17 protein-coding genes and 2 pseudogenes are annotated in these 18,919 nt (G+C 71.4%); 12 read left to right on the forward strand and 7 right to left on the reverse strand.

The window, feature by feature from the left end:
• The first annotated feature begins 78 nt into the window (after nucleotides 1–78).
• Together ACZ48Z_RS17920 and ACZ48Z_RS17925 are read left to right on the forward strand one after the other, a co-directional pair.
• A complete protein-coding gene (locus tag ACZ48Z_RS17920) occupies nucleotides 79–1,242 on the forward strand; it encodes a HesA/MoeB/ThiF family protein (protein ID WP_468736795.1) in 1,164 nt (387 codons plus the stop codon).
• Complete coding sequence (locus ACZ48Z_RS17925; RefSeq protein ID WP_468736796.1) at nucleotides 1,239–2,438, forward strand: hypothetical protein; 1,200 nt, start codon at nucleotides 1,239–1,241, stop codon at nucleotides 2,436–2,438. The genes ACZ48Z_RS17920 and ACZ48Z_RS17925 overlap by 4 nt, the downstream gene beginning before the upstream one ends.
• Here ACZ48Z_RS17925 and ACZ48Z_RS17930 read toward each other — a convergent pair.
• From ACZ48Z_RS17930 to ACZ48Z_RS17940, 3 genes and pseudogenes are all read right to left on the reverse strand, one after another.
• The gene (locus ACZ48Z_RS17930) at nucleotides 2,407–3,165 is read right to left on the reverse strand and encodes an SDR family NAD(P)-dependent oxidoreductase (RefSeq protein ID WP_468736797.1); all 759 of its coding nucleotides are present in this window, start codon (nucleotides 3,163–3,165) and stop codon (nucleotides 2,407–2,409) included. The genes ACZ48Z_RS17925 and ACZ48Z_RS17930 overlap by 32 nt on opposite strands.
• Before the next feature lie 77 nt (nucleotides 3,166–3,242).
• Complete coding sequence (locus ACZ48Z_RS17935; RefSeq protein WP_468736798.1) at nucleotides 3,243–4,607, reverse strand: sigma-70 family RNA polymerase sigma factor; 1,365 nt, start codon at nucleotides 4,605–4,607, stop codon at nucleotides 3,243–3,245.
• Between the two features lie 158 nt (nucleotides 4,608–4,765).
• Nucleotides 4,766–4,942, reverse strand: a pseudogene (locus ACZ48Z_RS17940) (EamA family transporter); the annotation flags it as partial.
• Nucleotides 4,943–5,173: 231 nt separating this feature from the next.
• On the opposite strand from ACZ48Z_RS17940, the pseudogene ACZ48Z_RS17945 reads away from it, so the two are divergent.
• Nucleotides 5,174–5,587, forward strand: a pseudogene (locus ACZ48Z_RS17945) (TetR/AcrR family transcriptional regulator); the annotation flags it as partial.
• Between the two features lie 147 nt (nucleotides 5,588–5,734).
• Here ACZ48Z_RS17945 and ACZ48Z_RS17950 read toward each other — a convergent pair.
• From ACZ48Z_RS17950 to ACZ48Z_RS17960, 3 genes are all read right to left on the reverse strand, one after another.
• Nucleotides 5,735–6,010 (reverse strand): hypothetical protein, encoded by a 276-nt coding sequence (locus ACZ48Z_RS17950; RefSeq protein WP_468736799.1) that lies wholly within the window; start codon nucleotides 6,008–6,010, stop codon nucleotides 5,735–5,737.
• A 131-nt stretch (nucleotides 6,011–6,141) separates the two neighbouring features.
• Nucleotides 6,142–8,196 (reverse strand): 4-alpha-glucanotransferase, encoded by a 2,055-nt coding sequence (malQ, locus tag ACZ48Z_RS17955; protein WP_468736800.1) that lies wholly within the window; start codon nucleotides 8,194–8,196, stop codon nucleotides 6,142–6,144.
• Nucleotides 8,197–8,409, reverse strand: a complete 213-nt coding sequence (locus tag ACZ48Z_RS17960; protein WP_328747553.1) for a hypothetical protein — start codon at nucleotides 8,407–8,409, stop codon at nucleotides 8,197–8,199. It lies immediately after the preceding gene.
• Between the two features lie 237 nt (nucleotides 8,410–8,646).
• On the opposite strand from ACZ48Z_RS17960, the gene ACZ48Z_RS17965 reads away from it, so the two are divergent.
• From ACZ48Z_RS17965 to ACZ48Z_RS17975, 3 genes are read left to right on the forward strand one after another with little or no spacing between them, the layout of a single operon-like run.
• On the forward strand, nucleotides 8,647–9,180 hold the full coding sequence (locus ACZ48Z_RS17965; protein WP_468736801.1) for a PadR family transcriptional regulator: 534 nt from the start codon (nucleotides 8,647–8,649) through the stop codon (nucleotides 9,178–9,180).
• Nucleotides 9,177–9,875, forward strand: a complete 699-nt coding sequence (locus ACZ48Z_RS17970; RefSeq protein WP_468736802.1) for an ABC transporter ATP-binding protein — start codon at nucleotides 9,177–9,179, stop codon at nucleotides 9,873–9,875. Before ACZ48Z_RS17965 ends, ACZ48Z_RS17970 begins: the two co-directional genes overlap by 4 nt.
• A gap of 8 nt (nucleotides 9,876–9,883) precedes the next feature.
• The gene (locus ACZ48Z_RS17975; RefSeq protein ID WP_468736884.1) at nucleotides 9,884–11,248 is read left to right on the forward strand and encodes an FtsX-like permease family protein; all 1,365 of its coding nucleotides are present in this window, start codon (nucleotides 9,884–9,886) and stop codon (nucleotides 11,246–11,248) included.
• 96 nt (nucleotides 11,249–11,344) lie between these two features.
• Here the strand turns inward: ACZ48Z_RS17975 and ACZ48Z_RS17980 are convergent, their stop codons facing one another.
• Nucleotides 11,345–11,881: an HNH endonuclease gene (locus tag ACZ48Z_RS17980; RefSeq protein WP_468736803.1), complete on the reverse strand. Its 537-nt coding sequence runs from the start codon at nucleotides 11,879–11,881 to the stop codon at nucleotides 11,345–11,347.
• A 281-nt stretch (nucleotides 11,882–12,162) separates the two neighbouring features.
• Here ACZ48Z_RS17980 and ACZ48Z_RS17985 point away from each other — a divergent pair, with 281 nt between their 5' ends.
• From ACZ48Z_RS17985 to ACZ48Z_RS18010, 6 genes are all read left to right on the forward strand, one after another.
• A complete protein-coding gene (locus ACZ48Z_RS17985) occupies nucleotides 12,163–13,260 on the forward strand; it encodes a mechanosensitive ion channel family protein (protein WP_468736804.1) in 1,098 nt (365 codons plus the stop codon).
• A 156-nt stretch (nucleotides 13,261–13,416) separates the two neighbouring features.
• Nucleotides 13,417–14,253 carry a hypothetical protein gene (locus ACZ48Z_RS17990; protein WP_468736805.1) on the forward strand — a complete coding sequence of 279 codons (837 nt, stop codon included), beginning with the start codon at nucleotides 13,417–13,419 and terminating at the stop codon, nucleotides 14,251–14,253.
• A gap of 185 nt (nucleotides 14,254–14,438) precedes the next feature.
• Nucleotides 14,439–15,632, forward strand: coding sequence for an ROK family transcriptional regulator (locus tag ACZ48Z_RS17995; protein ID WP_468736806.1), 1,194 nt, complete (start codon nucleotides 14,439–14,441; stop codon nucleotides 15,630–15,632).
• A gap of 48 nt (nucleotides 15,633–15,680) precedes the next feature.
• Nucleotides 15,681–17,024 (forward strand): ABC transporter substrate-binding protein, encoded by a 1,344-nt coding sequence (locus ACZ48Z_RS18000; protein ID WP_468736807.1) that lies wholly within the window; start codon nucleotides 15,681–15,683, stop codon nucleotides 17,022–17,024.
• Between the two features lie 2 nt (nucleotides 17,025–17,026).
• A complete protein-coding gene (locus tag ACZ48Z_RS18005; RefSeq protein ID WP_468736808.1) occupies nucleotides 17,027–17,968 on the forward strand; it encodes a carbohydrate ABC transporter permease in 942 nt (313 codons plus the stop codon).
• 2 nt (nucleotides 17,969–17,970) lie between these two features.
• A complete protein-coding gene (locus ACZ48Z_RS18010; RefSeq protein WP_468736809.1) occupies nucleotides 17,971–18,864 on the forward strand; it encodes a carbohydrate ABC transporter permease in 894 nt (297 codons plus the stop codon).
• Nucleotides 18,865–18,919: the final 55 nt, after the last annotated feature.

The raw sequence follows: 18,919 nt of genomic DNA on the forward strand, positions 1-18,919 counted from the left end.
GCTGACCGCTCTTGTCAAGGCTGTGCCGGGCGGGTCAGAGTGTCAAGGAGGTGTACGTGTGACGGGTAGGGGGCCCTGATGGCGGAGGCGGCTGCGGTGACGGTCGGGACGTTCCGGCGGCCCCGGATCAAGCCCGAGCACCGCGCCTACCGCACGGCCGACGGCAACGTCCGCATCGGCAGCGTCGTCCACGGCATCGGCGCGGAGATCGCGGATCCGCAGGGCTGGGTGTGGACACTGACCGAGGCGATGGACGGGACGCGGGGGCCGTCGGAGGTGGTCGACGAGGTGCTGCGCGCCCACCCCGGCCTGCCCGGCGAGGACGCCCGCCAGGCGATGGCCGACCTGCTGGCCGCCGGTTTCGTGGACGACGCCCGGGCGCCCGTGCCGGTGCCGCCCCGCGAGGAGGACCGCTACAGCCGCGGTGTCCCCCTGCTCCGCTGGATGGACCTCACCCCCCGTACCGGCCCCTGGGAGACCCAGCTCCGCCTCCGTGAGGCCCGCGTCCTGCTGATCGGCGTCGGCGGCACCGGCGGGCACGCGGCCCAGGCCCTGGTCGCGTCCGGAGTGGGCCATGTGCACTGCGTCGACCCGGACGTCGTGGAGCTCTCCAACCTCAACCGCCAGCCCCTCTACCGCGAGCCCGACATCGGTCATCCGAAGGTGGCGGCCGCGGTGGCGACCCTGCGGGCGCTGAACTCGGACGTGACGGTGACCGGGGAGCGGAGGGAGGTGCGGGGGCCGGAGGACCTGACCGACCTGATGTCCGCCCCCACCTCCACCTCCGCCTCACCCACCTCCCCCTACGACCTTCTCGTCCTCGCCGCCGACCGCCCCGAGGCCCTCCGGCGCTGGGCCAACCGGGCATGTCTGGCAGCCGGGTTGCCGTGGGTCGACGCCGGATACCGGGGGCCTCTCGTGACCGCCGGTGTGTACGTACCCGGGCAGGGCGCCTGCTGGGAGTGTCTGCGGGACGGGGAGATCGCCCGGCGGGATCTGCGGCTCGGGCCGGGACAGGATCCGGAGGTGGCCTCGCCGCGGATGCCGTGGAACCCGGCGAGTGCCGTGACGGCCGGGCTCTCCGGCGCGCTGCTCGCCCACGCGGCCCTCGCCCTGCTGACCGGGGTCCCCGCGATGGAGCCGGGCTTCCGGTTCGGCGTGAACCTCATGCTCCCCGGCGACCCCGTCCACCAGCGGACCCCGCGCCGGCCGGACTGCCCGGCGTGCGGGGAACGGGCGTGAACCGGGTACGGCTGCACGCGCTGGACTCCCGCCCCGACGGCGACGAGTGGATCGTGGGCCGCCTGGCGACCGGCCGTTTCGTCGCCGTACCCGAGGTGGGCAAGCAGGCCCTGGACCTGCTCGGCCAGGGCCTGACCCCGGCCGAGGTCGGCGAACGGCTCCGTACCGAAACCGGCGACGACATCGACGTACCGGACTTCGTGGAGGCCCTGCTGGGACTCGGGTTCGTCGCGGAGGTCGACGGCCGCACGATCGACCAGGAGCCACCGCCGACACCGACGTTCGCGCGGATACGGCCGCGTCATGTGCGGTGGCTGCTCAGTCCCGCCGTTCCCGTGGCGGTCGTCCTGCTGATCGCGGTCACCCTGCTAACCCGCCCGCCGGTACCGCTCGACTACCGGACCCTGCTGTGGAGTTCGCACGGCAGCGCGGTCATCGCCCTGGGGGCGGGCGTCGGTTGGACCCTGTTGCTGCTCCACGAGTGCGCCCATCTGCTGACCGCCCGTGCGACCGGGGTGGCGGGGCGGATGCGGCTGGGCACGCGGCTGCAGTTCCTGGTGATGCAGACGGACATCAGCGGCATCGAACTGGCCCCGCGCCGCCACCGGTTGACGGCCTACCTCGCCGGTGTCGCGACCAATCTGACGGCCGCGTCCCTGGCCGCGCTCGCGGCGGGCGCCACGGCCGGCACGCCCCGTCGTGTCCTCGCCGCCGTGGCCCTGCTCGCCCTGCTTCCCCTCCCCTTCCAGCTCATGGTCTTCATGCGCACGGACCTGTACTTCGTGCTGCAGGACCTCACGCGCTGCCGTGACCTGTTCGGGGACGGGGTGGCGCTCACCAGGTACCGGTTCCGGCGCCTGGTGGGCTTCCGGTGCGGTCGTACGGCCGCACCGGACCCGAGCCTGGCACTGCCCCCGCACGAACGGCGGGCCGTGCGCGTGTACAGCGTGGTGCTGGTCGTCGGCACCACGCTGTGCCTCGCGTTCTTCGCGGCCCTCACCCTGCCCGCGGACGTCACGCTCCTCGCCCGCGCGGTGGGCAGGCTGGGCCCCGGCCGCTCGCCCTCCGACCGCCTGGACGCGATCGCCGTCGTCGTCGCGCTCGGCGGCCTGCACGCCCTGTGGCTGCGCACGTGGTGGCGGGGCCGCAGGGCCGGGCGCGGGATCAGCGGACGACCATCCCGCCCGTCGCGTTGACGAAGGTGCCGGTGATGCCGCCCGCGTGGTCGGAGGCGAGGAACACGGCGGTGGCGGCGACCTCGGCGAGGGTGGGGTTGCGCCGGGTCATGCGCATCCCGGCCAGGTTGGCGACGATGCCCTGGACGGCGGCCTCGTCGATGGCCGGGTTGACCGCGGCGAGCTTCTCGACGGTGAACGTCTCGGGCACTCCGGCCGCCCAGATGCCCACCGCCCGCACCCCTCGCGGCCCCAGCTCGATCGCCAGGTTGCGCACGAGCGTGTCGAGCGCCCCGTCCGCCGATCCGGTGCCGCCCATCATCGGACTGCCGTGCGCGGAACCGCTGTTGAGGGTGATGATCACACCCGAACCGCGTACGGCCATACGGCGTCCCGCCGCACGGGCGGTGAGGAAGTTGGCGCGGGTGCCGGCGACGACCGGCCGCATGAAGTCCTCGACGGACATGTCGGTCAGCGGCATGCCCTGCACGTCACCGCGCGTGACCAGGTTGACGGAGATGTCGATGTCCCCGACCGAGTCGGCGTGCGCCTCCACGGCCGCCTCGTCGAGGGCGTCCACGACGGCGACCTCGGCGTCCTTGAGGTCGGCGGCCACGGCCTCCAGGGGCTGCCGGGTCCGGCCGACGAGGTGCACCCGCGCCCCCTGCTCGGCGAAGGCCCGGGCGACGGCCCCGCCGATGGACCCGCCGGCGCCGTAGACGATCGCGGTCTTGTCGGTGAGCAGCATGGTGAACTCCTTGGAAGTGCTTCGTGGATGACATCCATACAGACGCACGACGCCCCGGATGCTCATCGGTCCCGACATCACAGACGCAGTGGCAGCCCGAACGCGGGGAAGAGATGCGGCTCGAAGGAGGTGATCTCCACGATCCGCTCGCCGCCGTCGCGGTCGCCGTGGCCGTCGTGGTCTCGGTCTCGGTCGTCGAAGCGGAGGACGTCCAGGACCTGGGCGCGGTAGATGCCGGTACCGGGCCTGCGGACGTAGTTCGCCGCCGCGAGCTGCCCGTTGGCGCGGGTGGGCAGGCTGCGCCAGTGGCCCAGGAACATCGGGGAGCGGGGATCGAGACTGACCCGCACGAAGTCGATGATCGCGTCCCGGCCGACGAACCAGAACGGGTTCGGCGGCATGGTGAGCGTGACGTCCTCGGTGAGCAGCGCGGCCATCGCGTCGAAGTCGAGGCGTCCCACGGCGGCCATGTACCGGTCGAGCACGGCTCGTTGGCCGTCGGTGGGCACGGTGATCCGCCAGTCGGCGCGCTGTCCGGGCAGGTGCTCGCGCAGAGTGGGCCGGGCCCGTTGCAGCGCGCTGTTGACCGAGGCCACGCTGGTGTCCAGCGCCTCGGCGGTCTCGGCTGCGGTCAGCCCGAGCGCGTCCCGCAGCACCAGCGCGGCCCGCTGGCGCGGCGGCAGATGCTGGATCGCGGCGAGCAGGACCAGTTCCAGGGTCTCGCGGGACACGGCGGCGGACTCCGGCGACTCGTCGTCGACGAGCATCTCGTCCACGGGCATCTCGTCGTCGGGATAGGGCTGCAGCCAGGTGATACGGGTGGGCGGTTCCCCGTTTCCGTGGTTCATCCCGGGCACCGGCTCGTAGCGCTGCGGACGGCGCGCGGTCCGCCGTAGAAGGTCCAGGCAGGCGTTGGTGGCGATCCGGTACAGCCAGGTCCGGGCGCTCGCCCGCCCCTGGAACCCGTCCCGCGCCCGCCAGGCCCGCAGGAACGTCTCCTGCACCAGGTCCTCGGCCTCGTCGTAGGACCCGGTCATGCGGTAGCAGTGCACGTGGATCTCGCGGCGGTACTGCTCGGTGAGGGCGGCGAAGTCAGTTTCGGTGAGTTGCGTAACGGGGGCGGGAGTTACGGAATCCGTCGAGGGTCGGGTGTCCAGGGCCGTGTCCCGTGCCGTACGGGCCACGCGCCGCAACCGCGCGACGGCCGCGGCGAGTTGGCTGACGTGTGCGTACAGGGCCTGGGGAGGCTGCGGGGCCAGGCGCCCCGCCTGCCGTCCGATGTCGTCGATCAACTCCTGCACGCCGAAACCCGCCGTCCCGCCCTGCCGTTCCCGGTAGGCCTTCTGCCGGCAGGCGGCGGAGCAGTAGACGGAGCTGCGGCCCGTGCGTCCGGCCCGGTCGGTGAGCGGTTTCCCGCACACCGGACAGGGGTCTGCGTCCACGAGCGCCTCCTGGGAGTTGCGTAACGCGGGGTCGGAGTGACGTTACAACAGCGCCTCCGGCACCCGGGCGGGGCGCGCCTCTACCGTCGCAGCGCCGGGCCGGTGAGACCCGGGGAATCCTTGCGACGGTTCCCTCCGGCAGCGATCGGCTCCCGGACGGGTGGCCGTACCCCCAACTGACCCGCGACGGTCGCCCCGAACGCCACCGCCATGCCGGCCAGCTGCACCGGGGTCAGCGACTGCCCGAGTGCCGCCCAACCGACGACCGCGGCGGTCAGCGGGGACAGCGGTCCGAGGAAGGTGACCTGGGTGGCGGTGAGGCGGCCGGACCTGCGCCGCGTGCGGAACGGTCCATGACCGGGACCACAATGCCGCGATCAATGTCAAGACGGCCGCCGGACTGGCGGTATCAGCCTGCGGAGCGCCGGTAGGACCAGAACCTGTTCTGGCAGAGCACGAAGAAACAGGAAGCCACGGATTCCCGACCCAACCCCGTGCCGCGTAGCGGCACAGGTTTCGGCGGAGAAGGCCAGAATCCCCGGGCTTCAGCCCGAGGAGCAAGTCAATACGGCAACAAGGAGGGCCTGTTCGTGGCGGCGGTCTCCGTCGACCTGAGGCTGCCGGAGCCCGGCTCACAGGCCCGGGACGACATCGGCCGGGCGCTCGTGTCGCACTTCCTCGACATGTGGGAGGAGAACGAGGTGCTCACCGCGCTCCTGCGGGTCGGCGCGACCAACCAGGCGGGGGCCGAGCGCATGCAGGGCATCTTCCGGGAACAGGTGATGCCGGTCACCCTGCGGGTGTGCCCGGATCCGGAACAGGCCCCGGCGCGGGCCGCGCCGGCCGCCACGCAGTTGCTGGGGCTGGCGCTGACCCGTTACGTGCTGCGTTTCCCTCCGACCGTGGCACTGGCCCGCGAGGAGATCGTGGCGTGGCTGGCACCGACACTCCAGCGCTACCTGACGTCCCCGAGCCCCTGACCGGGCGAGCCGCCGGAGCCCCCGGCCCGCCCGCACCGGGACATGCCGAAGGCGCCGACCCTGCCCCCCGTACGGCTGTTGCGCGTACGTGAGGCAGGGGCGGCGCCCCGGCGAAGTGCGGTCGGGCGGTGAGGCCCGGTCAGGCGGTCAGGCCTTCGAGGTGGCCTTGGACTTGCTGTTGGGGGCGAGCACGCGGTGCTCCGCCTTGGACTTGTCCAGAACCATCACCAGGCCGGCGATGACCCCGAACAGCACGAGCGGGGCCACGACGAAGAGGCCCAGCGTGTCGATGACGCTCAGACCCGAACCGGGGCCGTCGCCGTCGTCGCGGGTCAGCGCCGAGGCGGGGACCGACATGAGCAGCATCATCAGCGTCGTACCGGCAGCCAGGGCGCCGGCGCGCAGGGCGTTCTTCTTGTCCACGGAGCCAAAGTATCCAACGTCGGTTCGGGGCGCGCGGCCGGGGTGCCGTATGAGGTGCGGGTGGGTCGTCGCCCGCCCGCACCGGCGGGAGCCGCCCCAGCGGCCGGCGGCGGAGGCGAACAGGCCCGCCCCTACGGCGACCGCAGGACCTCCACCAGCGCGTGCAGGCGGGCCGAGGCCGCCAGGTCCTCCAGCGTCATCACCCGCCCCTCCCCGTCGGCGATCGGCAGTCGCCAGTTCGGATACTGGTCCCAGGTCCCCGGAAGGTTCTGCGGCCTGCGGTCGCCCACCGTGTCCGGGAGCCAGATGCCCACCATCCGGGCCGGAGTGCGCTGCAGGAACCGGTGGACGGCCTGGATCTGGGCCTCCTCCGAGGAGGCGTCGGCGCCGCCGCCCGTGCCGTGCAGAAGGCCGAGGCGGGCCAGCAGGTCCAGCCACTCCCCCGCGTCCGCCGCCGCCTCCGCGCGTTCCTCGTCCAGCGGCCGGGTCAACAGGCCCAGGCCGTCGCGGAGTTCGACGTGCTCCCCGGTGAGACGGGATGCCGTGGGCGGGAGGTCGTGGGTGGTCGCCGTGGCCAGGCAGTCCGCGCGCCAGCGTTCGGGGGGCAGGGGGCGGCCGTCGCCCTCCCAGTCCCGTTCGAACCACAGCACCGAGGTCCCGAGCACTCCGCGCTCGCGCAGCACCTCACGGACCCCGGGTTCGACGGTGCCGAGGTCCTCGCCGATCACCACCGCCCCGGCCCGCGACGCCTCCAGGACGAGCACGGCGAGCATGGCCTCGGCGTCGTAGCGGACGTAGGTGCCCTCCGTGGGCGGGTGTCCCTGTGGGACCCACCAGAGCCGGAACAGGCCCATGACGTGGTCGATGCGGAGCGCGCCGGCATAGCGGAAGAGGGCCCTCAGCAGCTGCCGGTACGGCTCGTACCCCGACTCCGCCAGCCGGTCGGGGCGCCAGGGCGGCAGCCCCCAGTCCTGGCCGCGCGCGTTGAAGGCGTCCGGCGGTGCGCCCACGGACATGCCCGGCGCGAAGTACGCCTGCTGCGCCCACGCGTCCGCGCCCCCGGGGTGCACGCCGACCGCGAGGTCGTGGACGACGCCCACCGCCATCCCCGCCTCACGGGCGGCGCGCTGGGCCGCGGTGAGCTGGCTCTCGGTGAGCCAGGCGAGGCGGCAGTGGAAGTCGACGCGGTCCAGCAACTCGGCGCGGGCGCGGGCCGTTTCGGCGGAGCGGGGGTCACGCAGGCCGGCGGGCCAGCGGCTCGGGTCCGAGCCGTGCAGCTCCGCCAGCGCGCACCAGGTCGCGTGGTCCTCCAGCGCTTCGCCGCCCTCGGCGAGGTAGTCGGCGTAGGCGGCGCGGCGGCCGGGGCCGAGCGGGACCTCGCGGAGGAGTTCCAGCGCCTCCCGCTTCAGTTCCCAGACCGCGTCCCGGTCGATCAACGCGCCTTTGTGCAGCACCGATTCGCGCAGCCGCTCGGCCCGCTCGCTCAAGGTCCGCAGCCTGTCGGCGTCGGTGACCTGGGTGTACTCGGGGATGTCCTCGATCCGCAGGTGCACCGGGTCGGGGAAGCGGCGTGAGGAGGGCCGGTAGGGGGACGGGTCGGTGGGGGCGCCGGGGACGGCCGCGTGCAGCGGGTTGACCTGGACGAATCCCGCGCCGAGGGCACGGCCGGCCCAGGAGGTCAGTTCGGCGAGGTCGCCGAGGTCGCCCATGCCCCAGGACCGGTGCGAGAGCAGGGAGTAGAGCTGGACGAGGAGTCCGTACGACCTCTCGGGCGGGGCGGGCAGCCGCGGCGGGGCCACGATCAGGTGGGCGTCGTCGATGCGGCCGTCGGGGGCGGTGACGGTCAACCGGTGGACGCCGGGCGGGAGGTGGTCGGCCGTGGCGCGGGTCTCGCCCTGTTCCGTCTCGATGCGCAGCCGGGTGCCCTCCGGCAGGGTGGCGGCGAACGCGGGCGGGCTGCCGCTCCAGCACACCACCGTGGGCGGCAGCAGGCGTTCGCTCAGCTCACGTTCGCGGGCCGCGAGCGCGGCGGCCGGGTCGGCCGCGTCGACGCCCAGTGCGGCAAGGGCCAGCGTGACGGCGGTGGCCGAGGCGGCGACCGTACGGTCCGGGGCGGGCTGGTAGGAGGTCGCGACGCCGTACGACTCGGCGAGCCGGGACAGCTCCGGTCCGGGGGGCACCGCCATCTAGGGCTCCAGGTGGGCGTCGGACTCGCTGATCAGGTGCGCGGCGTCGGCGAGCGGCGGTTCGCTGGTGAGGGGTTCGGCGTCGGGCAGGGGCGGTTCGCTGGTGAGCGGTATCTCGGTGCAGGCGCCCTCGGCACTGAAGACACAGAAGTGTTCAGCGGGCGCCTCGGGTTTGGACAGGGCCGAGAGCAGAAGGTGTGCCGATGCGGCCACGGGGGCCTCCTTGTCGAGTACGACGACGGGGGTTACCGCAGCCCTACCCAGCGGACGCGGCGGCAGACGTACAGGAGGGGAGAACGTGCTCTTCGTCATGTTCCGTGTCTCCGCCCTCTCCGTCCACCGGCCGCCCCCGCTCCCCGCTCCCCGTCCACGGGTCGCCTTCCGATCGTCCGTCGATCGCCCGTTGATCACTATTCACTCAGTACATGTACATGGTGCATACTGAGGGCCATGAGCACCCGCCACATTCTGCTGGGGCTGCTCGCCGGGGGACCCAGCCACGGCTATGACCTCAAGCGACGCCACGACGACCGTTTCCCGCAGGCCCGGCCGCTGGCCTACGGGCAGGTCTACACGACCCTGCAACGCCTGGTGCGGGACGGCCTCGCCGAGGTCGACGGCACCGACTCCGACGGCGGCCCCGAACGCACCAGGTACCGCTCGACCGACGAGGGGGCGCGTGAACTGGCCGAGTGGGCCGGGCAGACCGCGCCGCCCGCGCCGTTCGTGACGAACGAGATCTTCGCCAAGGTCGTCGTCTCGATCCTGGCCGGCGGCGACCCGGACGCCTACCTCCGGGCCCAGCGCGCCGCCCACATGGCACGGATGCGGGAACTCACGGCGGTCAAGGCCGCCAGGGGTGCCGACCTCGCGACCGTGCTCTCGGCGGACTACGCCCTCAACCACCTCGACGCCGACCTCCGCTGGATGACGACCACCGCGGACCGGCTCACGACTCTGACCGCGGAGGTCGACCCGGCATGACCGACAAGGGGGACAACACGGTGCACCTTCTGGAGGGGCGCGGTCTCGTCAAGGCGTACGGCAGGACGGAGGCCCTGCGCGGCGCCGCGGTCACGCTGGACGCCGGCGAGATCGTCGCCGTCACCGGTGCCAGCGGCAGCGGGAAGTCGACGCTGCTGCACTGCCTGGCCGGGATCGTCCGTCCGGACGCCGGGTCGGTGTCCTACGGCGGTGAGCGCCTCGACGGGCTCTCCGAGAAGCGGCGGAGCGAGCTGCGCCGTACGGAGTTCGGTGTGGTCTTCCAGTTCGGGCAGCTCATCCCCGAGCTGACCGCGCTCGACAACGTGGCGCTGCCGCTGCTGCTGGCGGGGGCCTCCCGGACGGACTCCCACTCCCGGGCCGGAGAGTGGCTGGAGCGGTTCGGGGTGCGCGGTCAGTCCGGGCTGCGGCCCGGCGAGATGAGCGGCGGGCAGGCCCAGCGGACCGCGCTGGCCCGGGCCCTGATCACCGGCCCGAAGATCGTCTTCGCGGACGAGCCGACCGGCGCGCTGGACGCCCTGGCGAGCGAGCAGGTCATGACGGCCCTGGTCCACACGGCCCGCGAGTCGGGCACGGCGGTCCTCCTGATCACCCACGACGCCCAGGTGGCGGCGTACGCGGACCGCGAGGTGCGGATGGCCGACGGGGCCGCGGTCGCGGTGGGGGTGACGGCGTGACGACCGACATGCGCCCGGGGGCTGATCTCCGGATGGCCTGGCTGCTGACCAGCGGTTCCGACCGGCGGGAGTGGTGGCGGATCGGGCTCACGGCGGTCGGGGCGGCGCTCGCGACCGGCCTCGGGCTGGCGGCCGTCGCGCTGAACTCGCTCGACGGGTACTACTCGGTGCCCTTCGGGTCCGGGCTGCTGAACTCCTCGAGCGACCGCCGCAACGTCGGCCTGGTGCTGGTGATGCTGCTGGTGCCGGTGCTCGGGTTCCTCGGGCAGTGCGCGCGTGTCGGCGCGGTGCACCGGGACCGGCGGCTGGCCGCGCTGCGGCTCGCGGGGGCCGGTCCGTGGCAGGTGCGGCGGATCGCGGCACTGGAGTCGGGGCCGGCCTGTCTGGCGGGTTCGGTGGCGGCCACGGCCGTCCTGGTGCCGGTGCTGCTGCACCTGTGGGAGCGGCCCGACGCCGTCGCCTGGGCCGATATCGCCCTGGTCACCGCGGCCGTCCCGCTGCTGGGCGCGGCCGTGAGCACGCTGTCGCTGCGGCGGGTGGTGGCCTCGCCGCTGGGCTGGGTACGGCGGGTGCGGCCCGTGTGGGGGCCGGGCCGCGTACCGCGCGTGGCGGTCTGCCTGCTCGGGGCCACGGCGCTGTTCGTCGGTCTGTCCTCGTTCTTCGGCGGGCCCGTCGAGGTCGCCTTCGGCCCGCCGACGGTGTTCGCCGTCGTCCTGGTCGTCGGAGCCGCGACCGTGTCACTGGCCGGTACGGCGGCCCGGCGGCTGGGCGAGGCCCTGGCCGCCCGCGCCCAGAGCCCGGCGCTGCTCATCGCGGCGGAACGCCTGCGGGACGATCCGTGGGCGGCGGCCCGTACGCATGCCTCGGTGCTGCTGGTGACGGTCGTGGGCGCCGGTTTCGTGGGGGTGCGCAAGGCGCTGCTCGACACCCTGCACACCATGCGCAGCGAGGGAACGCTGGGCACGCGCATGAGCTACTACACGACCGGCATCGACCTGACGGCCGCCGCGATCCTCGTCGCCCTCGCACTGGTCCTGTCGGCCCTCGCCGTCGGCGCCGCCGAGTCCCTCGCCACCCGGCGCCGGGGCCTGGCCGCGCAGGTGGCCGCCGGAGTGCCGTTCGGGGTGCTGGCCCGGGCGCTGCTCCTGGAGACCGCGCTGCCACTGGCACCGGCGGTGCTGCTGGCGGGCGTCGGCGGCACGGGGATCAGCGTCTGGTACGCCGCGCTGACCTCACGGGACACGGCGACGGGGTTCCCGTACGCCGCCCTGCTGGTCCCCCTCGCGGTGTACGCCGCCTGTCTGCTGGCCGCCGCGACCTCGCTGCCCCTGCTGCGCCGCTCGGTGCGTCCGGCGGAGCTGCGCTACACGTGAGCAGGCCCGCCTGAGCGTCCGGCCCCGGAGGTACGGGGGGCTTCCGGGGCCGGACACACGCCGCCGTACGCGGCAACGCAATGGCCCGGATCGACGTCAGGCTGAAATGCCGTCGATCCGGGCCACGGCGTCCTCCGCGCCGTACGGCTGCAGGTACGGCATCCAGCGCGGGTCCCTGTGCCCGGTGCCGATGATGCGCCAGGCCAGACCGGTGGGCGGAGCGGGTTTGTGGCGCAGCCGCCAGCCGATCTCGAACAGGTGGCGGTCGGCCTTGACGTGGTTGCAGCGGCGGCACGACGCCACGACGTTGTCCCAGACGTGCTTGCCCCCGCGGCTGCGCGGAATGACATGGTCGACGCTGGTTGCGACGCCACCGCAGTACATGCACCGGCCCCCGTCGCGGGCGAAGAGCGCCCTGCGGGTGAGCGGAACGGGCCCACGATAGGGAACCCGGACGAATCGCTTCAGCCGGACCACGCTGGGTGCGGGGACTGTGACGGTCGCGCTGTGCATGAAGGCGCCGGATTCCTCAAGGGAGACCGCTTTGTTCTCCAGGACGAGGACGAGCGCGCGGCGGAGCGGTACGACGCCGAGGGGCTCGTACGACGCGTTGAGTACCAGGACATGCGGCACGGATGCCTCCTTGGGCGTCGGCGGCGCGTGGCTCGCGCCGGGACGATCTGAGGTCAGTCTCCCCTCTCAGCCGGGAGAAACGCCACCATCTCCCGGTAACGGGCTGGGAGTGTTTTCGACCACACATACCTGCATTCCCAGGTGAGGAGCGTCTCTCCCCTGAACATTGCAACGATCCCCACACGATGCACCGTTAGTGTGGTGTGCCTGTCCTGCCGGTGACCTTTTCGTGACCTTGACCGCCCGACCGGAGGACAGAGCAGCACCTGGAGGTACCTGCCGTGTCCTTGTCCGCCGTCCTACTGGCCGTGAGCCCGTCGCCGTCACCGTCCCCCTCGGACACGTCGACGCCGGTCGTGCCGAGTCTCCAGGACGCCCAGGAGAGCGCGACGAACGCCGCCGGCTGGGTCGAGCAGAACTGGTCGACCTGGCTGGCGATCGGTCTCAGGGTCCTGCTGATCCTGGTGATCGCCGGGGTGCTGAGAATGTTCGTGCGGCGGGCCATCACCAAGCTGATCGACCGGATGAACCGCACCGCCCAGGCGGTCGACGGCACCGCGATCGGCGGTCTGCTCGTCAACACCGAGCGGCGCCGCCAGCGCTCGCAGGCCATCGGTTCGGTGCTGCGTTCGGTGGCGAGCTTCATCATCATGGGCACGGCCGCCCTGATGGTCCTGGGCGCCTTCGAGATCAACCTGGCCCCGCTGCTGGCGTCGGCCGGTGTCGCGGGTGTGGCGATCGGTTTCGGTGCCCGCAACCTCGTCACGGACTTCCTGTCCGGCGTCTTCATGATCCTTGAGGACCAGTACGGCGTCGGTGACACCATCGACGCGGGCGTGGCCTCAGGCGAGGTCATCGAGGTGGGCCTGCGGGTGACCAAGCTGCGCGGCGCCCAGGGCGAGATCTGGTACGTCCGCAACGGCGAGGTCAAGCGCATCGGCAACCTCTCCCAGGGCTGGGCGACGGCCGGCGTGGACGTGACCGTGCGGGCCTCCGAGAGCCTCGACGAGGTGAAGCGGGTGCTGGCCGAGGTCGCCGAGAAGATGAGCAAGGAGGAGCCCTGGAACGAGCTCCTCTGGGGTCCGATCGAGGTCCTCGGCCTGGACAGCGTCCTGCTGGACTCCATGGTCGTGCACGTGTCCGCCAAGACGATGCCCGGCAAGGCCCTCACGGTCGAGCGCGAGCTGCGCTGGCGCATCAAGCACGCCTTCGACGTGGCGGACATCCGGATCGTCGGCGGGGCGACCGTCCCCGCGGACGAGGAGGGCACCGACCCGGCCGAGGCGGTCGCGGCTCCCTCGGTCTTCTCCAACTCCGAGTCCGCGCAGTCCGCGGCGGCCACCCCGATCGCTCCGGCTCCGCGATCTTCGGCGCGGTAGCCGCCCGCGAGGGGCTCCGGTCCCGGCCGCATTCTCACCGCCTTCACACGAAGCACGCATCCCGTCCACGGACGTGATCATCTAGGGTCACCCACACAGCGGGCCCTTGTTCTGGAGCGCAATGCCCAGGGGCCCGTTTCGAATGTGGGGAAACACATGAGGAAGCTCGCCATAGGCGCCGCAGCGTCCGGCGCCCTGGCCCTGACCGGTCTGGTCGCGCCCGCCGCCTCTGCGGCCGACACACCGGACCTGGTCTTCTCCGGCGTCACCGTCAACGGCGGCAAGGCGATCGTCGCCGGCACCACCGCCGCCGTGAAGGTGCCGGTGACCTACACGCTGACCCACCCGGCCGACGTGACGATCGACTACAAGACCGACATCGCGGGCGTCCTGCTCTACCGGGGCACGCTCAAGTCCATGGACAACGAGGTCGAGCCCGAGACCGTGCCGACCTGCACCACGACCGCGACGACGGACACCACCGTCACCGCGTCGTGCAAGGAGACGCTGGTGATCGACCCCGAGGACTCGTTCTACGAGGCCTCGGACGCCACCACCTGGAAGGCGGGCGGCTTCTACAGCCAGATCGACCAGGACGACGACGGCTCCGACGGCCACATCCACTTCGGCTACAGCTTCGACGTCTGGGGCCCGCTCGGCAGCACCCCGGTCAAGCGCGCCGCCAAGGTCACCGCCGACGCGTCGCCCGAACCGGTGAAGAAGGGCAAGACCATCACGGTCACCGGCACGCTGAGCCGGGCCGACTGGGCGAAGAGCAAGTACACCGGGTACGCCTCCCAGAAGGCCACCCTCCAGTTCCGCGCCAAGGGCGCGACCACCTACAGCACGGTCAAGACGGTGACGTCCGGCACCGGTGGCGCGCTCAGGACGACGACCACGGCGTCCAAGGACGGCTACTACCGCTACGTCTTCGCGGGCACCTCCACGACCGGCGCCGCGACGGCCGCCGGGGACTACGTCGACGTTCGCTAGCCCCGCCCGAACCACCCTCACCGCCCCCGCAGGTAACGACTCCGTTTCCTGTAGGGGCGGTTTGTTCTTCCCCTCTTGACTCCCTGGTGGTCCAGACCTATGTTCCGTTCATCTGGTAGGAAACCTTCCTAACAGTTCTGTTTCTCTAGAGTCGTCTTTTCCCTGTAGTCACGGAGAGGGGCACCATGGCAGGCACACCACGCACGCTCCGCGCCATGAACGACCGTGCCGCGCTCGACCTCCTGCTGGAGCACGGTCCCCTCTCCCGTACCCGGATCGGCAAGCTCACAGGCCTCTCCAAGCCGACCGCCTCCCAGCTCCTGGCCCGCCTGGAGGCGTCGGGGCTCGTCCTCGCCACCGGCACCACCGAGGGCAGGCCGGGCCCCAACGCCCAGCTGTACGAGGTCGACCCGGCCGCCGCGTACGCCGCCGGGCTCGACGTCACTCCCGAGCGGATCCTCGCCGCGGTCGCCGACATCACCGGCCGCACCGTGGGCTCGTACGAACTCCCGACCCCGGGACGGCGGCCCACCCAGCCCGTCGTCCAGCAGGTCACCGACGCCCTGGACGGCGCGGTGAAGGCGGCAGGCCTCGCCCGCGGCGACGTCCACCGGCTCGTCATCGGCACCCCCGGCGCCTTCGACCCCAACACCGGCCGACTGCGCTACGCATCGCACCTTCCCGGCTGGCACACCCCGGCCCTCCTCGACGAACTCGCCGCCGCGCTGCCGATGCCGGTGGAGTACGAGAACGACGTCAACCTCGTCGCCGTGGCCGAACAGCGGCTGGGCGCGGCCCGCGGCCACGAGGACTTCGTGCTGCTGTGGAACGAGGGCGGCCTCGGTGCCGCCCTGGTCCTCGGCGGCCGGCTGCACCGCGGCTGGACCGGCGGTGCAGGAGAGGTGGGTTTCCTGCCGGTTCCCGGAGCACCTCTGGTGCGGCAGGTGACGAAAGCCAACAGTGGCGGCTATCAGGAGCTGGCCGGCTCCCAGGCCATCCCTCAACTCGCCCGCGAGCTCGGCATGACGGACATCCCCCCGGGGCCGTACGCCGAATCCGCCGCCGCCCTCGTCGAGCGTGCCGCCACCGAGGACACCGTCCTGGGCCGGCTGCTCCTGGAGACCTACGCCACGCGGCTGGCCACCGGTCTCGCGTCCCTCGTCTCGGTCCTCGACCCCGAACTCGTCGTCCTCAGCGGTGCCTCACTGACCGCCGGCGGCGACACCCTGCGCACCCTCGTCCAGGACGAGCTGGAGGAACTGGCAGCCTCCCGGCCCCGACTGGTCGTCGGCGACGTCCGTGAACACCCCGTGCTGCGCGGCGCGCTGGAGAGCGCGCTGGCGGCCACCCGCGACGAGGTCTTCGACACCTCGCGCTGAGCCACCCCCGACCTCACTGTCCCTTCCCGTCCCCTGGGAGACCCCGTCATGCGCACAGCCATACCCTCAGCCGCCCGAAAAGCGGCCTTTGCCCTGACCGTGTCCGCGGTGCTCGCCACCACCGCCTGTACCGGCCAGTCCTCCTCCGGCTCCGACGACGACGCCTCCAAGGAGACGACCATCAACTTCTGGCACGCCTGGAGCGCGGACTCCGAGGTGGCCGGAGTGAAGGCGCTGGTCGCCGGTTTCGAGAAGGCGCACCCCAACATCCACGTCAACGTCGTCGGCAACATGACCGACGACAAGATCAACCAGGCGCTGCGCACCGGCGGCGACAAGGCCCCGGACGTCATCTCGTCGTTCACCACGAACAACGTGGGCAAGTTCTGCTCCTCGGGCGCGCTGGCCGACCTGAACCCGTTCTTCAAGAAGTCGGGGATCGACCCGGACAAGACGTTCCCGGCCGCGATGAACCAGTACACGCAGTTCGACGGCGACCGCTGTGCCGCGCCGCTGCTGGGCGACGCGTACGGGCTCTACTACAACAAGACGGCGTTCGGGAAGGCGGGCATCACCGCACCGCCCAAGACGTGGTCCGAGTTCGAGGCCGACGCCAAGAAGCTGACGATCGCCCAGGGCGACTCTTACAAGCAGCTCGGATTCATGCCGGACTACCACGGCTGGGAGACCACGACCGAGCACTACATGGGCCAGTTCTCGCCCACCTACTTCGACAAGTCGGGCAAGTCCACGGTCGCCACCGACCCGGCCGTCTCCGCCGCCTTCACCCTCCAGAAGAAGCTCGTCGACGAACTCGGCGGCTTCAAGAAGCTGGAGAAGTACCGTGCGGGGCTCGGCGACGAGTGGGGCCCCAAGCACCCCTTCCAGACCGGTCAGGTCGCCATGCAACTGGACGGTGAGTGGCGGCTCGGCATGGCCGTGGACGCCAAGCCCGGCTTCGACATCGGCGTCGCCCCGCTGCCCGTCCCCGACGACCAGGCGGACCAGTACGGCAAGGGCTACATCACCGGCACCATCGCCGGCATCGCCGCCAACAGCACCAAGCAGAACGCGGCCTGGGAGTTCCTGAAGTACATCACCACGGACACGGACGCGGTGGTCGGCTTCTCCAACGCCATCCACAACGTGCCCTCGACCCTCGCGGCCCTGAAGTCCCCGAAGCTGAAGTACGACCCGCGATTCAAGACCTTCCTCGACATCGCCGCGAACCCGAACTCGACGACCGCCCCGTCCTCGATCAACGGCGGCGTCTACCTCGTCACCATCCAGGACCTCGGCTACGCCTACGAGAGCGGCAAGGTCACCGACCTCAAGAAGGGCCTCGCCGACGCGGCCAAGCAGATCGACACGGACATCGCGCAGGCGAAGTAGCGATGAGCACCGTCACCCTGGCATCGAAGCGCCGCCGGTCGGCGCTTCGGAACCTCGCCTTCATGTCGCCCTGGTTGATCGGCTTCGCGGTGTTCTTCGCGTACCCGCTGATCTCGACGGTCTACTTCTCGTTCATGCACTACGACGGCTTCAAGCCGCCGACCTGGAGCGGGACGAAGAACTGGACCTACGTCTTCGAGCACTACCCCTTCTTCTGGCCCGCCCTGCGCAACACCCTGTGGCTCGTCGTGATCATGGTCAGTCTCCGGGTCGTCTTCGGTCTCGGCATCGGCCTGCTGATCACGAAGATCAAGACCGGTACGGGGGTCTTCCGGACCCTCTTCTACCTGCCCTACCTGGCCCCGCCCGTGGCCGCCACCATGGCCTTCGCGTTTCTGCTCAACCCCGGTACGGGACCCGTCAACTCGATCCTGGAGAAGGTCGGCATCCCGGCGCCGGGCTGGTTCAACGACCCCACCTGGTCGAAGCCGGCCCTCACCCTGCTCGCCCTGTGGGGCATCGGCGACCTGATGGTCATCTTCATGGCCGCGCTGCTCGACGTCCCGCAGGACCAGTACGAGGCGGCGGAGCTGGACGGGGCGTCGGCGTGGCAGCGGTTCCGGTACGTAACCCTTCCCAACATCTCGCCGATCGTGATGTTCGCCGTCGTCACCGGCGTGATCCAGACGATGCAGTACTACACACAGCCGTTGATCGCCGGGAAGGTCGCCTCCGGGGTGATCCAGGGCGCGGGTACGCAGTTCGAGCCCGGCTACCCGGACAAGTCCACGCTGACCCTCCCCCAGCTCGTCTACAACCTCGGCTTCCAGCGCTTCGACTACGGCTCCGCGTGTGTCGTCGCCCTCGTCCTCTTCGCCCTGTCGATGGTGTTCACCGCGTTCCTGATGCGGCGCCGGGGCGGTCTCATCCAGGCAGGTGACTGACCATGACCCACGTACTGGAACGGCCGGTGGAGTTGAAGACCCCGGCCTCGCCCGCCGAACGCACCGCCCGCCGCAAGGCGCTGCTGGAGTGGGTCGCGATCCACTCCCTCGGCCTCGCCGCCGCCCTCTTCTTCACGCTGCCCTTCGTGTTCGTGTTCCTGACCTCGCTGATGAGCGACTCCCAGGCCCTGAGCCGGGACCTGATCCCGCACACCTGGGAGTGGGGCAACTACCGGCGGGTCTTCGACACCCCGGGCTTTTTGACCTGGTGGCGCAACACGCTGGTCTACGCGGGACTGGGAACAGTCCTTACCGTCGTGTCGTCGGTCCCGGTCGCCTACGCGCTCGCCAAGTTCCGCTTCCGGGGCCGCAATCTCTCCCTGATGCTGGTGATCTCGATGATGATGCTGCCGCCGCAGGTCGTCATCATCCCGATGTACCTGTTCTGGTCCAAGCAGCTCGACCTGTCGGGCACGCTGTGGCCACTGATCATCCCGATGGCGTTCGGGGACGCGTTCTCGATCTTCCTGCTCAGGCAGTTCCTGATGACGATCCCGAACGAGTACGTGGACGCTGCGAAGGTCGACGGCTGCGGCGACCTGCGCACCCTGCTGAAGGTCGTCGTCCCCATGGCCAAGCCGGGCATCGCGGCCGTGGCCCTCTTCCAGTTCTTCTACGCCTGGAACGACTACTTCGGCCCGCAGATCTACGCCTCGGAGAACCAGAACGCCTGGACGCTCAGTTACGGCCTGGAGTCCTTCAAGGGCATGCACCACACCGACTGGAACCTCACCATGGCCGCGACCGTGCTGGTCATGGCCCCCGTGATCCTCGTGTTCTTCTTCGCGCAGAAAGCGTTCGTCGAGGGCGTCACGCTGACCGGAGTGAAGGGTTAACCACGTATGCGGTATCTCCCCGGGGGACAACCCCCGGACCCCCGGCCGATGATCA

This window comes from Streptomyces sp. NPDC031225, from assembly GCF_055570355.1.

Bases quoted from the DNA above. Each gene is read 5' to 3' on its own strand.
- ACZ48Z_RS17920 (WP_468736795.1), top strand. From the start codon at position 79: ATGGCGGAGGCGGCTGCGGTGACGGTCGGGACGTTCCGGCGGCCCCGG.
- ACZ48Z_RS17930 (WP_468736797.1), bottom strand. From the start codon at position 3,165: ATGCTGCTCACCGACAAGACCGCGATCGTCTACGGCGCCGGCGGGTCC.
- malQ (WP_468736800.1), bottom strand. From the start codon at position 8,196: ATGGCGGTGCCCCCCGGACCGGAGCTGTCCCGGCTCGCCGAGTCGTAC.
- ACZ48Z_RS17965 (WP_468736801.1), top strand. From the start codon at position 8,647: ATGAGCACCCGCCACATTCTGCTGGGGCTGCTCGCCGGGGGACCCAGC.
- ACZ48Z_RS17970 (WP_468736802.1), top strand. From the start codon at position 9,177: ATGACCGACAAGGGGGACAACACGGTGCACCTTCTGGAGGGGCGCGGT.
- ACZ48Z_RS17975 (WP_468736884.1), top strand. From the start codon at position 9,884: ATGCGCCCGGGGGCTGATCTCCGGATGGCCTGGCTGCTGACCAGCGGT.
- ACZ48Z_RS17990 (WP_468736805.1), top strand. From the start codon at position 13,417: ATGAGGAAGCTCGCCATAGGCGCCGCAGCGTCCGGCGCCCTGGCCCTG.
- ACZ48Z_RS17995 (WP_468736806.1), top strand. From the start codon at position 14,439: ATGGCAGGCACACCACGCACGCTCCGCGCCATGAACGACCGTGCCGCG.
- ACZ48Z_RS18000 (WP_468736807.1), top strand. From the start codon at position 15,681: ATGCGCACAGCCATACCCTCAGCCGCCCGAAAAGCGGCCTTTGCCCTG.
- ACZ48Z_RS18005 (WP_468736808.1), top strand. From the start codon at position 17,027: ATGAGCACCGTCACCCTGGCATCGAAGCGCCGCCGGTCGGCGCTTCGG.
- ACZ48Z_RS18010 (WP_468736809.1), top strand. From the start codon at position 17,971: ATGACCCACGTACTGGAACGGCCGGTGGAGTTGAAGACCCCGGCCTCG.